Source organism: Xanthomonas indica (genome assembly GCF_040529045.1).
Taxonomy (GTDB): Bacteria; Pseudomonadota; Gammaproteobacteria; order Xanthomonadales; family Xanthomonadaceae; genus Xanthomonas_A; species Xanthomonas_A indica.
Map to the genome: position 1 here is coordinate 4,161,601 of NZ_CP131914.1, position 13,895 is coordinate 4,175,495.

Sequence of the window (13,895 nt, forward strand, 5' to 3'; positions counted from 1 at the left end):
CCCTGTGCTTCAGCGGGCGCCAGCGCCAGACCGTGCACGCCGCCGCCGGCGCCAACGCCGCAGCAGCATCGCCAGTCCCGCACACAACCCCAGCGCGGCAGCGCCCAGCACCGCCATGCGCACGCCGACGCCGTGCTGGAACACCACGTCCCTGCCTTCGCCGTCGAGCGTATAGGCGACCACGTAATCGCCCATCGTGCCCATGCCCTCGCGCCCACCGGCGGCGATCACCACGTACTGCTTGCCGCCCACCGCATAGACCGAGGGCGTGGCCTGGCCACCGGCCGGCAGCTTGGCCTCCCACAGGGTCTTGCCGGTGGCAGTGTCGAGCGCGCGCAGGCGCGCATCGGCGGCCGCGGCGATGAAGGTCAGGCCGCTGGCCGTGGTCACCGCGCCGCCGAGCAGCGGCGTGCCCACCTCCAGCGGCAGCCACGGCAGCTTCTCTTCCAGGGTGCCGAGCGGGCGCTCCCAGGCGATCTTGCGCGTGCGCAGGTCCACCGCCACCAGCCGCCCCCACGGCGGCTTGACGCAGGGAATGCCGCTGGAGGAACTCAGCATGCCGCGGCGCATGTCGTACGGCGTGCCCTCCATGTCGTTGAACTGCTGGTCCGGATGGCGCGCGTGTTCGGCCTTGCTGAAACGGTCGCGCGGGATCAGCGCCACCTGCATCGGCAGGTCCGACACCGGCAGGATCGCCAGCTGCCGCTGCGGATCCACGGCGATCCCGCCCCAGTTCACCCCGCCGGCCCAGCCAGGCAGCGCGATCGTGCCGCGCACGCTGGGTGGAGTGAACAGGCCTTCCGAGCGCAGCCCGGCGATCAGCGCCGCGCATTCGCGGCGCGCGCCCGGCGTCGCCCCCCAGGCATCGGCGGCGGTCAGCGGCGCATGCCGCGCCAGGCGCAACGCCGGCTCGGGCATCGGCTGGGTCGGCGAGGCGCGCTCGCCCGGCACGTCGGAGGCCGGCACCGGCACCTCGCTGATCGGGAACAGCGGCGTGCCGTCGCGACGGTCGAAGGCGAACAGGAAGCCGGTCTTGGTCGCCTGCAGCACCGCCGCGCGCGGTCCCTGCGCGGTCTGCACCGTGGTCAGCACCGGCTGCGAGGCCAGGTCGTAGTCCCACAGGTCGTGATGCACCAGTTGCTGCGCCCACATCCGGCGCCCGCTGTGCAGGTCCAGCGCCACCAGCGCGTCGGTATCGCGGTTGTCGCCGAGGCGCTCGCCGCCGTAGTAATCGGGGCTGGCCGAGCCGGTCGGCACGTAGACCAGGCCCAGCGCCGGATCCACCGACAGCGGCGCCCAGGCATTGCCGCCACCGACCGTGGCCGCCTGCGCCGGCTGCCAGCCGGCGGCGGTGGCCTTGGCCGGGTCGCGCGGCACCGGATCCCAGCGCCACAGCTCACGGCCGCTGCGCGCGTCGTAGCCGCGTACCACGCCCTGCTCCAGCGCATGCCCGCGGTTGTCGCCGATCGAGCTGCCGACCACCAGCACGTCGCCGGCCACCACCGGTGGCGAGGTCACCGCATAGTTGGACCAGGCATCGCTGGCGTTGTCGTGCACGTCGATGCCGGCATGCAGGTCGATCGTGCCGTCCTTGCCGAACCCGGCACAGGGCCGGCCGTCGGCCGCATCCAGCGCGATCAGCCGCGCATCCAGGGTGCCGAACACGATGCGCTCGCGGCACGCGCCTGCCGCAGCCTGGGTGTCGCGCCAGAAACTCACTCCGCGCGAGGCCGGGTCGCTGTAGTGCTTGTCGCGCCGCACCTTGGCATCGAACGACCACAGCTCGCGGCCGCTGGCCGCATCCAGCGCGAAGGCGATGCCGGTCCCGGTGGTGAGGTACATGCGCCCGCCCAGCACCAGCGGATTGGCTTCGAAGCGCCGCCGTTCCGGGTCGGGCAGGCCCGCGCCGAGTTCGCCGGTGCGGAACGACCAGGCGATGCGCAGCCGGCCGATGTTGTCCGGGGTGATCTGGGTCAGCGGCGAATACTGCCCGCCACCGGGCGCGCCGGCATAACTGGCCCAGTCGCCCGGCGCCGCCGCGCAGAGACCACCGATGCCCATCGCCATGCCCGCCCCGCATACCGCCGCCCGCCATCGCCTGATCACGCATCCGCTCCTGTCGCTGCCGAAGAAAGTGGCGCCAGGGTCGGCGCGGCGCCCGGCCATGTCAGCGCCGCAGGGACGGCATCACCCGGCCAGGGGACCAATGGCGGGGCGGCAGGGACGAATGGCGACCACTGGGATGGCGCAACTGCTTGATTGCGCAGATGTTAGCGGGGCGCCAGTGCGTGGCCGCCCCATCCGCCTCATCGCGGCAGGGACGCCGCACCGGTGCCGCGCACCGGATCCTCGAAACGAAAAAGGCCTCGCTCGCGCGAGGCCCTTCCGGACAGCGGCGGCGACAACGACGCACCCGAAGGCGGGTCGCTGCCGCGGCGCTGGCGGCTTACTTCACCAGCGAGGCGATCGCCGCACCCAGGTCGCCCGGCGAGCGGACGGTCTTGACGCCAGCGGCTTCCATCGCCGCGAACTTGCCCTCGGCCGTGCCCTTGCCGCCCGAGGCGATCGCACCGGCGTGGCCCATGCGCTTGCCGGCCGGGGCCGAGGCACCAGCGATGAAGCCGACCACCGGCTTCTTGACGTGCTTGGCGATGTACTCGGCACCGGCTTCCTCGGCGTCGCCGCCGATTTCGCCGACCATGATGATGCCTTCGGTCTGCGGATCCTCGTTGAACAGCTTGAGGCAGTCGACGAAGTTCAGGCCGTTGATCGGGTCGCCACCGATGCCGATGCAGGTGGACTGGCCCAGGCCGACTTCGGTGGTCTGCTTGACCGCTTCATAGGTCAGCGTGCCCGAACGCGAGACGATGCCGATCTTGCCCGGCTTGTGGATGTGGCCCGGCATGATGCCGATCTTGCACTCGCCCGGGGTGATCACGCCGGGGCAGTTCGGCCCGATCAGCACGGTGTCCGGATGCGAGCGGGTCAGCACGTTCTTGACGCGCAGCATGTCCAGCACCGGGATGCCTTCGGTGATGCAGACGATGACCTTGATGCCGGCCGCAGCCGCTTCCAGGATCGCGTCGGCCGCGAACGGCGGCGGCACGTAGATCACCGAGGCGTCGGCGCCGGTGCTCTGCACGGCATCGGCCACGGTGTTGAACACCGGCAGGTCGATATGGGTGGTGCCGCCCTTGCCCGGCGTGACACCGCCGACGACCTGGGTGCCGTACTCGATCATCTGGGTGGCGTGGAAGGTGCCCTGCTGGCCGGTGAAGCCCTGCACGATCACCTTGGTGTTCTTGTTGATCAAAACAGACATTGGAGTTCCTTGGTGTCGTGGATCAGGCGGCGTTCTTGACAGCTTCAACGACCTTCTTGGCGCCGTCGTTGATGTTGTCGGCCGGGATGATGGCCATGCCGCTGTCGCGCAGCAGCTGCTTGCCTTCTTCCACGTTGGTGCCTTCCAGGCGCACCACGACCGGAACCTTGACGCCCACTTCCTTGACCGCCGCGATGATGCCCTCGGCGATCATGTCGCAGCGGACGATGCCGCCGAAGATGTTGACGAAGATGCCTTCGACCTTGTCCGAGGACAGGATCAGCTTGAACGCCTCGATCACGCGCTGCTTGTTGGCACCGCCGCCCACGTCGAGGAAGTTCGCCGGCTCGCCGCCGTTGAGCTTGATCACGTCCATGGTCGCCATCGCCAGACCGGCGCCATTGACCATGCACCCGATGTTGCCGTCCATGGTGACGTAGTTGATGTCCAGCTCCGAAGCGGTCACTTCGGTCTCGTCTTCCTGGGACTTGTCGCGCATGGCGACCAGTTCCTTGTGGCGGAAGTTGGCGTTGTCGTCGCTGTTGAACTTGCCGTCCAGCGCGTACAGGTTGCCGTCGTCCAGGATGGCCAGCGGATTGATCTCCACCAGGGCCAGATCCTTCTCGTTGAAGATGCGGTACAGGTTGACCATGATGCTGGCGAACTGGCCGGCCTGCTTGGCGGTCAGGCCCATCTTGAAGCCGATGTCGCGGCCGTGGTAACCCTGCACGCCCTCGACGAAGTCGACGTTGAGCGTGTGGATCTTGTCCGGGGTCTCGGCGGCGACCTGTTCGATCTCCATGCCGCCCTCGGAGGAGGCGATGTAGCTGATGGTGCGGGTGCCGCGGTCGACCAGCACCGACAGGTACAGCTCCTTGACGATCTCGCCGGCGGTGGTCACCAGCACCAGGTTGATCGGCAGCTCAACGCCGGCGGTCTGGTAGGTGGCCATCTTGGTGCCGAGCAGCTTCTCGGCAACGGCCTTCACGTCGTCGGTGGTCTTGCAGAACTTGACACCGCCGGCCTTGCCGCGGCCACCTGCGTGGATCTGCGCCTTGACCATCCAAGGGCCAGCGCCCAGCGACTTGGCGGCTTCAACCGCTTCTTCCGGAGTCGCCGCGACCTTGCCGGCCGGGACCGGGATGCCGTACTCGGCAAGCAGTTGTTTTGCCTGATATTCGTGGAAATTCATGCGTCACCGTGGGAAAAGGAACGGCCGTCCCGCAGCGATCCGGGCCCTGAGTGGCGGCCGGGAGCGGTACGGACGGGACGCCTATTGTCGCCGACCCAGGGCGGCGGCGCAAAAGCGGCGGCGTCCCGGCCCGACCGAGGCCTCCGGGAGGTCGGAGGTGGCGCCACCCGATGGAGCTGGCACTGGGCCGCACGCATCCTGCCGCGCTCGCTCGCCCTTCCCCTTGCCCTGCCCGGGCGCCGGACCACCAGCGGCGACAATCGCGGCTTCCCGTCATGGGCGGCGACGGCCCAGGCAGGTCGTCGCCACGCCGGCCGCCATCCACGTACACGGCACCGCCCCTATACTCGCGCCGTCCGCTGCCCGCCCGGAGTCCGGCTTGCCCACCAGCGCCTCGCTCATCGATCGCATCGAGTCCATTCCGCGCCGCGAGCTGTACTTCTTCGCGCTGTACCGCGTGCTGGTGGCCGGATTGATCGCCGCCCTGGTGTTCAGCCCGCTCAGCGTGCTGGTGGGCGAGCCGCGCTATCCGCAGCTGGCCAGCACCCTGTCCACCGCCTACCTGGCGGTGGCGCTGGCGCTTCTGGTGTGGGGACGCAACGAGGCGCACCTGGCGCCGATCGTCGGCTTCAGTGCCGTGGCCGACATCGTCGCCGCGACCCTGGCCGCGCACGCCCTGCCCGCGGCCAGCGCCGGCATCGCGATGATGCTGCTGTTCAACGTCGCCGCCGCGGCGATGCTGCTGCGCCTGCGCGGCGGCTTGGCCATCGCCCTGATCGCCTCGGCGGCGACGCTGGCCGAGTACATATGGAGCGTGCTGGACGGTGCCGACAACACCCGCAGCCTGGCCGAACTGGCGATGTTCGCCACCAGCTACCTGGCGGTGGCCTACATCTGCAACGGCCTCGGCCAGCGCGCCCGCACCAGCCAGAGCCTGGCCGAACGCCGCGGCGCCGAGGTGGCCAACCTCTACGAAATCAACGAACTGATCATCCGCCGCATGCGCACCGGGGTGCTGGTGGTGGACGCGCAGAACCGGGTGACCCTGGCCAACGAGGCCGCGTCGGCCCTGCTCGGCGACACCGACGGCAACAGCGAGAGCGGCCGCCTCGACCTGCTCAGCGCCGCGCCGGAACTGGCCCGGCGCCTGCAGCGCTGGCGCAACGGCTGGAACCAGGACGAAAGCCCGCTGCAGCTGTCGCCGGACCAGCCGGAAGTGCAGCCGCGCTTCGCCCGGCTGCTGGCCGAGGGCGACCTGACCCTGGTGTTCCTGGACGACGCCACGGTGGTGTCGCGACGCGCCGAGTCGCTGACCCTGTCGGCGCTGGGCCGCTTCTCGGCCAGCCTGGCCCACGAGATCCGCAATCCGCTGGCCGCGATCAACTACGCCTCGCAGCTGCTGGAGGAATCGCCGGCGATCGGCGATGCCGACCGCCGCCTGCTGCAGATCATCCACCAGCAGTGCCAGCGCACCAACGGCATCGTCGAGAGCGTGCTCGGCCTGGCCCGGCGCGAGCGCTCCAATCCGGAGAACCTGGACCTGGGCGCGTTCGTGCGCCGCTTCGTCCTGGAGTACCGACAGACCCTGTCGATCGAGACCGACAGCCTCGAGGCGATCCTCGCCCCGCAGCCGGTGCATGCGCTGGTCGATCCCAAGCACCTGCACCAGATCCTCAGCGCGCTGGTGCACAACGCGCTCAAGTACGGGCGGGTGATGGAAGAACCGGCGCGGGTGCGCCTGCGTGTCGCGCTGCAGGAGCGCAACGCCATCGTCGACGTGATGGACCGCGGCCCCGGCATTCCCGAGGCGGTGGCGGCGCAGTTGTTCCGGCCGTTCTTCACCACCTCAGAGCACGGCACCGGGCTGGGCCTGTATATCGCCCGCGAACTGTGCCGGGCCAACCAGGCGCGACTGGAGTACGTGCCGGTGCCGGCCGGCGGCGCGTGTTTCCGCGTCGCCCTGCCCGGGCCACACGCCATGCTCAGCGGCTGATAGGTGAGAATCGCTCCGCCAGCGCGCGGCCGGCGCCGGTAAATTGGCGCATGCCCCGGTTCCTACGCTATCTTCCCTGCACATGAACGAAACCCGAAGTGCCCTGGTCGTCGACGACGAGCGCGACATCCGCGAGTTGCTGGTCCTGACCCTGGGCCGGATGGGGCTGCGCATCAGCACCGCCGCCAACCTCGCCGAAGCGCGCGAACTGCTGGCGAGCAACCCCTACGACCTGTGCATCACCGACATGCGCCTGCCCGACGGCAACGGCATCGAGCTGGTCAGCGAGATCGCCAAGCACTACCCGCGCACGCCGGTGGCGATGATCACCGCCTTCGGCAGCATGGACCTGGCGGTGGAAGCGCTGAAGGCCGGCGCCTTCGACTTCGTCAGCAAGCCGGTGGACATCCAGGTGCTGCGCGGCCTGGTCAAGCATGCACTGGAACTCAACAACGAGAGCCGCGCCGCGCCGCCGCAGCCGGCCCCGGAACAGGCCAGCCGCCTGCTCGGCGCCTCGGCGGCGATGGACGCGCTGCGCAGCACCATCGCCAAGGTCGCGCGCAACCAGGCGCCGGTCTACATCCTCGGCGAGTCCGGCGTGGGCAAGGAACTGGTCGCGCGCACCATCCACGAACAGGGCGCCCGCTCTGCCGGCCCGTTCGTGCCGGTGAACTGCGGCGCGATCCCGGCCGAACTGATGGAAAGCGAGTTCTTCGGCCACAAGAAGGGCAGCTTCACCGGCGCCCATGCCGACCAGGCCGGCCTGTTCCAGGCCGCGCATGGCGGCACCCTGTTCCTCGACGAGGTCGCCGAACTGCCGCTGCCGATGCAGGTCAAGCTGCTGCGCGCGATCCAGGAGAAATCGGTGCGCCCGGTCGGCGCCGCCAGCGAAGTGCCGGTGGACGTGCGCATCCTCTCGGCCACGCACAAGGACCTGGCCGACCTGGTCGCCGAGGGCCGCTTCCGCCACGACCTGTACTACCGCATCAACGTCATCGAACTGCGCGTGCCGCCGCTGCGCGAGCGCGGCGGCGACCTGCCGCAGCTGGCCGCGGCGATCCTGGCACGGCTGGCCAAGAGCCACGGCCGCCCCACCCCGCTGCTGTCGCCCTCGGCGCTGGACGCGCTGAGCAGCTACGCCTTCCCCGGCAACGTGCGCGAACTGGAGAACATCCTCGAGCGCGCCCTGGCGATGGCCGAAGACGATCAGATCAGCGCCACCGACCTGCGCCTGCCGCAACCCGGCAACCATGCCCGCAGCGCCGCCGAGGCCGCCCCCGCCCTGCCGCGCGGCGTGGTCGACATCGACCCCAGTTCCTCCGCACTGCCGTCCTACATCGAGCAACTCGAACGCGCCGCCATCCAGAAGGCGCTGGAAGAGAACCGCTGGAACAAGACCCGCACCGCCGCGCAGCTGGGCATCACCTTTCGGGCGCTGCGCTACAAGCTGAAGAAGCTGGGGATGGAGTAGGAGGGCCGGGAATGGGGAGTCGGGATTGGGAAATGGGAAAAGCGGGCTTCCCGGATTCTCCCGGCCCTTCGCCTCAGGGAATGATCCGGCCAGGCTGACGATGCGGTGGCTGCAGCCGGCATCGTCCGCCCTGCGCTACACGTCGGCGAGCCAGGGAATAGGGCTTGGACTGAGCGACAGGAATGGGAAACCCCGCTTTTCCCATTCCCCACTCCCGATTCCCCATTCCCAGCTTCTCAGTCCTTCGTCACCCGATTGATCTCCGCCAGACTGGTGATGCCGTTGCGGGCCTTGAGCAGGGCCGACTGGCGCAGGTCCTTGACCCCGATCTTCTGCGCGGCGCTGGCGATGTCCATCGCGTTGCCGCCCTGCAGCACGATCGCCGCGATCTCGTCGTTCATCGGCATCACCTGGTAGATGCCGGTGCGGCCCTTGTAGCCCTCGGTACAGTCGTCGCAGCCGACCGCTTCGTACAACTGGATGCCGGCGGCGACCTCCGCCTCGGTGAAGCCCTCGGCCAGCAGGGCCTTCTCCGGCAACTGGACCGGGCGCTTGCAGTTGTTGCACAGGCGCCGCGCCAGGCGCTGGGCGATGACCAGGGTCACCGAACTGGTGATGTTGTAGGGCGCGATGCCCATGTTCATCAGGCGCGCGATGGTCTGCGGCGCGTCGTTGGTGTGCAGGGTGGACAACACCATGTGGCCGGTCTGCGCGGCCTTGATCGCGATCTCGGCGGTCTCCAGGTCGCGGATTTCGCCGACCATGATGATGTCCGGGTCCTGGCGCAGGAACGACCGCAGCGCCGCGGCGAAGGTCATGCCGCGCTTGTTGTTCTGCTGCACCTGGTTGACCCCGGGCAGGCGGATTTCGACCGGATCCTCGGCGGTGGAGATGTTGCGGGTGTCGTCGTTGAGGATGCCCAGCGCGGTGTACAGCGACACCGTCTTGCCGGAGCCGGTGGGGCCGGTGACCAGGACCATGCCGTACGGTTTGTGGATCGCATCCAGGAACAGCTTCTGCTGCTCCGGCTCGTAGCCGAGCTTGTCGATGCCCAGCTTGGCCGCGCTGCCGTCGAGGATACGCAGCACGATCTTCTCGCCGAACAGCGTCGGCAGCGTGCTGACGCGGAAGTCGATCTGCTTGTTCTTGGACAGGTTGAGCTTGATGCGGCCGTCCTGCGGGACCCGCTTCTCGGCGATGTCCAGCTGCGCCATCACCTTCAGGCGCGCGGCGATGCGCTGGTTGAGCTTGACCGGCGCCTTGGCCACGCTCTTGAGCAGGCCGTCGATGCGCAGGCGCACCCGGTAATCGTCCTCGTAGGGCTCGAAGTGAATATCGGACGCGCCGCGGCGGATCGCATCGACCAGCACCTTGTTCACGAACTTGACGACCGGGGTGTCCTCGCCCTTGGCGTCGATGCCGGTGTCGCCGCTGCTGCCCATGTCCTCGTCGCCGCCGCCGACATCGAGGTTGTCCATCCCCTCGTCGTCGCCCAGCGCGTTGCCGAGCGAGTCGTTGCTGGCCTGCCACTGCTCCAGGGTCCGGCGGATCTGGTCCTCGTCGACCAGGATCGGCTCCACCGTCAGGTTGGTGTGGAACTTGATGTCGTCCAGCGCCCGGGTCTGGGTCGGGTTGCTGATGCCGACGAACAGGCGGCCGCCGCGCTTGAACAACGGCAGCACCTGGTACTTCTGCAGCAGTTCCTCGCTGACCAGCTTCATGGCGTTCTGGCTGGCGTCGAAAACCGAGACATCCATCAACGGCATGCCGAACTCCACCGCATTGGCGGCGGCCAACTGCGCGGCGGTGACCAGCTTCTTCTCGGAGAACCACTGCGGCAGCGGTACCTTGGCCTCGCCCGCCTGGGCCATCGCGGCCCGCGCCGCGGCTTCGTCCAGCGCACCGTCCTGCACGAGACGGCGGGCGATACCGGTGATGCCGACAAGGTTGGCCGATACAGCTGCGTTCATGTCCGAAGTCTCCGTATATAACGGCAAAGATACTGCATATCCGGCAAGATGCATCTACCGCCACCGCTTCGGGTGACATGAATCCCGCGGCGACTAGGACTAACATAGGGCGTGGGGAAACGGGAACGATCAGTGGACAGAATCAGCATTATCCTGCCGGCGAAGAACGAGGTCGCGGGCTTGGCGCGCACCCTGCCAAAGCTGCGCGACTGCCTGCCAGGGGCAGAGATCATCGTCGTCGATGACGGTTCCACCGACGCAACTGCGCAGGTCGCTCGAGATCATGGGGTGCGTGTACTCGGCAGCCCCTATTCAATGGGCAATGGCGCCGCAATCAAACGTGGCGCTCGCGCAGCAAGCGGCGACATCCTGGTATTCATGGATGCGGACGGACAGCACGACCCTCAGGACATCCCAAAGCTCCTGGCGATGCTCGATGCGGGCTACGACATGGTCGTTGGGGCACGTGACCGTAGCGGACAGGCCAGTATTCACCGCGGCTTCGCCAACCGTTTTTACAACTGGCTGGCGAGTCGCATGACAGGCTTCCACGTCAAGGATCTCACCTCCGGCTTTCGCGCCGTCCGCGCGGAACGATTTCGAGAGTTCCTGCACCTCCTCCCCAATGGCTTCAGCTATCCCACCACAAGCACCATGGCCTTCTTCCGAAGTGCCTATCCCGTTGCGTATGTTCCTATTCCGGTAGCAAAGCGCGTCGGAACCGCAAGCCATATCCGCCCACTGAAAGACGGCATCCGTTTTCTGCTCATCATTTTCAAGATCGCAACGCTGTACTCGCCGCTGAAATTGTTCGTTCCTGTCTCCATTGCGTTTTTCATCACAGGACTGGCCTACTACGGCTACACATTCGCGACGATGCACCGCTTCACCAATATGAGCACACTATTGTTCAGTGCCGCCGTGATCGTTTTTCTGATCGGCCTGATCTCAGAGCAAATTACCAACTTAACCTACCGCCGCGATCATTGATGCCCACAAAAAAGCAGCCATGAGCTATTCGACCTCGCTTGGCATTTTCGCCCCGGAAGCGGGATGGACCCCACCCATCCGCTATTTGCTTCGGAGAGCGAGGGTCCTTGAGATCGCAAAGCACCTGCCGCGAGGAAACCTGCTCGAGGTGGGATGCGGGGCCGGCGCTCTGCTATGCGACTTCGACCGACTTGGGTTTCAGACGACTGGATTGGAGAATTCAGAATCAGCACTTGCGATGGCGAGAACCCTTGCCGAACTCGACCAAGGGCGACATACGATAGAAGAAGTCGCCAACGAGAACTGGAGCGAAAAATTCGTCGTCGTCTGCGCTTTCGACGTACTTGAACACATTGAGCACGATGGTGCGGCCATAGAAGAATGGAAACGCTGGCTCGCACCTGGCGGCACCATGGTCTTGTCTGTACCAGCGCATCCACAGCGCTGGGGCGCCGGCGATGAATGGGCAGGTCATTGGCGCAGGTACGATCGCGACGGCCTCATGCGACTGCTCGAAGCGCAGGACCTCGATTGCGTGCATTTCGAGTGCTACGGCTTCCCTGCTGCAAACCTGACTGAATGGGCTGGGGAGTTTAGGTATCGGAGAATGATCGAGGAGCGCGGCAATCTGTCAAAACTGGCAGCCACCCATGCCAGCGGAATCGATCGGCGCGATTATTCACGCCTGGCTACGCTAATTGCGTCAGTGCCCGGCCGCCTCGGCTTGCGCGCAGCAGTGGCGATGCAGTCGCTTGCGCGTAATACGGACTGGGGCAGCGGCTATCTGGTCGCCGCCAGGAAGCGATGAAATCCCTATGGCGCTGGACATCGAGGCTGCTGGCGGTGGCGCTGGCACTGTATGTGCTGTGGTTTGCGACAGCAAATCTTGACATTCGGGAAATCGGCCAAGCCCTATCAAACCAGGAAGTCGTCAGTGGCGTCCTTGCCGCCACCATCTGCTATTGCCTGATCTACCCACTGACAGGCTTTGCATGGAAGCAGTTACTGGCAAGACAAAGCCAAACATATCCAGCAGTTCTGCTCACCAGAATCATCGGCTTGACGCAGCTGGCCAAGTACGTGCCCGGCAATATCGCTCAACACGCCTCGCGCGCCGTATTGGCCATGAGGGCAGGCGTGACCACCAAGGGCTATGTTGCAAGTGCCGGCCAAGAAGCACTTCTTACCGTGGCAGCGAGCCTGTGCGTGGGCAGTGCTGCGCTGGCGATATCGCCGAGCGGGGTGCAGGCACTGGACTCACATGGCCATATCCGGACTCTCTACGCGCTGACATGTGCGGCCTTTCTAGGCGCAGCCCTGCTTTGTCTCGACCTTCCAGCATCATCGCTTGAGCGAAGCAATCGGCTGATAATCAGAATGCTTGGAAGGATGGGAGGCCTCCCAGGGCCAACCGCTGCCTTGACCGCTCTGTCAGCCTACGCCGTCAACTTTCTTGCCGTCGGAATCGGAATATGGCTGTTGTCCCAGACTCTGGGAGCGGATGTTGACCTTGCCATGGCGACCGCAGCCTTCGCGCTTTCCTGGACCCTTGGTTTCCTTGCTCCCGGCGCGCCAGCAGGACTCGGCGCACGCGAAGGTATCATGCTGTTGATCCTGGAGAGCCAGCACAATCATGAAAAGATTCTTTTGCTTGTACTCCTGACCAGGGTTGCCAGCATATTGGGAGACCTCCTTGTCTTCCTGCTATCCCTGGCCACACATTGTTCCGCCCGCAAGGAGAACCGCTTCCAGTGAAATCTTCCGGCACCTCAAACGAAGGCGCCGCGTCATCTGGCACCGGCAATACTCGGCAGAGACTTGTTGTCGGCGGCGTCGCGCTTCGTGGCAGCGGCTATCCCAATGCATGGAACACACTACGCATTCTTAGAAAAGCCGGCATAGACATCGTTGACTTATGCCATTGGCTCCCGGAAGACTTTCATCTGTGGAAACTGACGCGACTTCCACCCTGGCGAGCAGCCATCGCCCTAGGTAGACTCGCGATTCTGAACGTGACATCGGCTATCAAGATCTTGCTGGGTACGCGGCGCAATGACCTGGTCTACATTCCCTATCCGGGAGCATTCCTACTATGGATGCTCTCATGGGTACCGAAGCGCCTGCGGCCGTCATGCCTATGTGATGCCTACATCACCATATGGGACACGCTTTACCAGGATCGCGGACTGGGCGGAAAAGCAGGAGGTCGGCTGTCGAACCTGGTGCTTCGGTTCGAATCACGCGCCCTGAGATGCGCCAACGGACTCATTGTTGACACCAACAAGAATGCCGACCATATCGCAGCGACGTTCGGCGTAGACCGCACACGCATCCATGCGCTCCCGCTCGCCATGGACGAGATATCCACGTCCAGCACCGTCGTCAGGCCACAGACAGCACCTCACGCTACCCGGGTCATCTTTTTCGGCACGTTCGTCCCGCTGCAGGGCACGACCAAGATCGCACAGACGATCGCCTTACTGCGCGACCGTAACGACATAGAATTCGTACTGATCGGGGACGGGCAAGCCGCATCCGAAGCACAACCCTATCTGATCCAAAATCCAAACGTCACGTGGATACGCGAATGGCTGTCAACTGAAAAGCTGATGCGACTGATCGAGAATTCAGACATTTGTCTCGGCGTCTTTGGTGGACAGGGGAAGTCCGCCCGCGTACTCCCCTTTAAAATCTACATCGCGCTAGCCGCCGGCAAGCCCATTATCACGCAACGAGATCATGGCTTACCCGATTCCGCCCCCCCTATTCCCGCGCTTTTCACATCGGACACACCGGAAGAGATCGTCGCAGGCCTGAAAACGCTGGCCGCCGATGTGACACTGCGCTCTTCATTGGCGGACGCAGGCCGAATGTACTACCTAAAGCATCTCGGACCATCGCAAATCGCCCTGCGTTGGCAGGACTTGATGCAATCCCAGGCACACACCAACGTATAG

10 protein-coding genes are annotated in these 13,895 nt (G+C 65.9%); 6 read left to right on the forward strand and 4 right to left on the reverse strand.

Annotation, left to right across the window (positions count from 1 at the left end):
- Positions 1-9: 9 nt before the first annotated feature.
- From Q7W82_RS17935 to sucC, 3 genes are all read right to left on the reverse strand, one after another.
- Positions 10-2,106: a pyrroloquinoline quinone-dependent dehydrogenase gene (locus Q7W82_RS17935; RefSeq protein WP_242161024.1), complete on the reverse strand. Its 2,097-nt coding sequence runs from the start codon at positions 2,104-2,106 to the stop codon at positions 10-12.
- Between the two features lie 340 nt (positions 2,107-2,446).
- Positions 2,447-3,322 carry a succinate--CoA ligase subunit alpha gene (gene sucD, locus Q7W82_RS17940; RefSeq protein WP_010342226.1) on the reverse strand — a complete coding sequence of 292 codons (876 nt, stop codon included), beginning with the start codon at positions 3,320-3,322 and terminating at the stop codon, positions 2,447-2,449.
- A gap of 22 nt (positions 3,323-3,344) precedes the next feature.
- Entirely contained in the window at positions 3,345-4,514 is a 1,170-nt protein-coding gene (gene sucC, locus Q7W82_RS17945) for an ADP-forming succinate--CoA ligase subunit beta (RefSeq protein WP_010342227.1), read from the reverse strand.
- A gap of 379 nt (positions 4,515-4,893) precedes the next feature.
- Between sucC and Q7W82_RS17950 the strand changes: the two genes are divergently transcribed.
- Both Q7W82_RS17950 and Q7W82_RS17955 read left to right on the forward strand, forming a co-directional pair.
- The gene (locus Q7W82_RS17950) at positions 4,894-6,507 is read left to right on the forward strand and encodes an ATP-binding protein (protein ID WP_160947582.1); all 1,614 of its coding nucleotides are present in this window, start codon (positions 4,894-4,896) and stop codon (positions 6,505-6,507) included.
- An 82-nt stretch (positions 6,508-6,589) separates the two neighbouring features.
- Entirely contained in the window at positions 6,590-7,978 is a 1,389-nt protein-coding gene (locus Q7W82_RS17955; RefSeq protein ID WP_242080579.1) for a sigma-54 dependent transcriptional regulator, read from the forward strand.
- A 236-nt stretch (positions 7,979-8,214) separates the two neighbouring features.
- Here the strand turns inward: Q7W82_RS17955 and pilB are convergent, their stop codons facing one another.
- Positions 8,215-9,948 (reverse strand): type IV-A pilus assembly ATPase PilB, encoded by a 1,734-nt coding sequence (pilB, locus tag Q7W82_RS17960; protein WP_242161023.1) that lies wholly within the window; start codon positions 9,946-9,948, stop codon positions 8,215-8,217.
- A 132-nt stretch (positions 9,949-10,080) separates the two neighbouring features.
- On the opposite strand from pilB, the gene Q7W82_RS17965 reads away from it, so the two are divergent.
- The 4 genes from Q7W82_RS17965 to Q7W82_RS17980 are packed head-to-tail and all read left to right on the forward strand — an operon-like array spanning position 10,081 to position 13,895.
- Positions 10,081-10,938 carry a glycosyltransferase family 2 protein gene (locus Q7W82_RS17965; protein WP_242161022.1) on the forward strand — a complete coding sequence of 286 codons (858 nt, stop codon included), beginning with the start codon at positions 10,081-10,083 and terminating at the stop codon, positions 10,936-10,938.
- A 19-nt stretch (positions 10,939-10,957) separates the two neighbouring features.
- Entirely contained in the window at positions 10,958-11,746 is a 789-nt protein-coding gene (locus tag Q7W82_RS17970; RefSeq protein WP_242161021.1) for a class I SAM-dependent methyltransferase, read from the forward strand.
- On the forward strand, positions 11,743-12,693 hold the full coding sequence (locus tag Q7W82_RS17975) for a lysylphosphatidylglycerol synthase domain-containing protein (RefSeq protein WP_242161020.1): 951 nt from the start codon (positions 11,743-11,745) through the stop codon (positions 12,691-12,693). The genes Q7W82_RS17970 and Q7W82_RS17975 overlap by 4 nt, the downstream gene beginning before the upstream one ends.
- Positions 12,690-13,895 carry a glycosyltransferase gene (locus Q7W82_RS17980; RefSeq protein ID WP_353949498.1) on the forward strand — a complete coding sequence of 402 codons (1,206 nt, stop codon included), beginning with the start codon at positions 12,690-12,692 and terminating at the stop codon, positions 13,893-13,895. The genes Q7W82_RS17975 and Q7W82_RS17980 overlap by 4 nt, the downstream gene beginning before the upstream one ends.

Bases quoted from the DNA above. Each gene is read 5' to 3' on its own strand.
- Q7W82_RS17975 (WP_242161020.1), top strand. From the start codon at position 11,743: ATGAAATCCCTATGGCGCTGGACATCGAGGCTGCTGGCGGTGGCGCTG.
- sucC (WP_010342227.1), bottom strand. From the start codon at position 4,514: ATGAATTTCCACGAATATCAGGCAAAACAACTGCTTGCCGAGTACGGC.
- sucD (WP_010342226.1), bottom strand. From the start codon at position 3,322: ATGTCTGTTTTGATCAACAAGAACACCAAGGTGATCGTGCAGGGCTTC.
- Q7W82_RS17955 (WP_242080579.1), top strand. From the start codon at position 6,590: ATGAACGAAACCCGAAGTGCCCTGGTCGTCGACGACGAGCGCGACATC.
- pilB (WP_242161023.1), bottom strand. From the start codon at position 9,948: ATGAACGCAGCTGTATCGGCCAACCTTGTCGGCATCACCGGTATCGCC.
- Q7W82_RS17970 (WP_242161021.1), top strand. From the start codon at position 10,958: ATGAGCTATTCGACCTCGCTTGGCATTTTCGCCCCGGAAGCGGGATGG.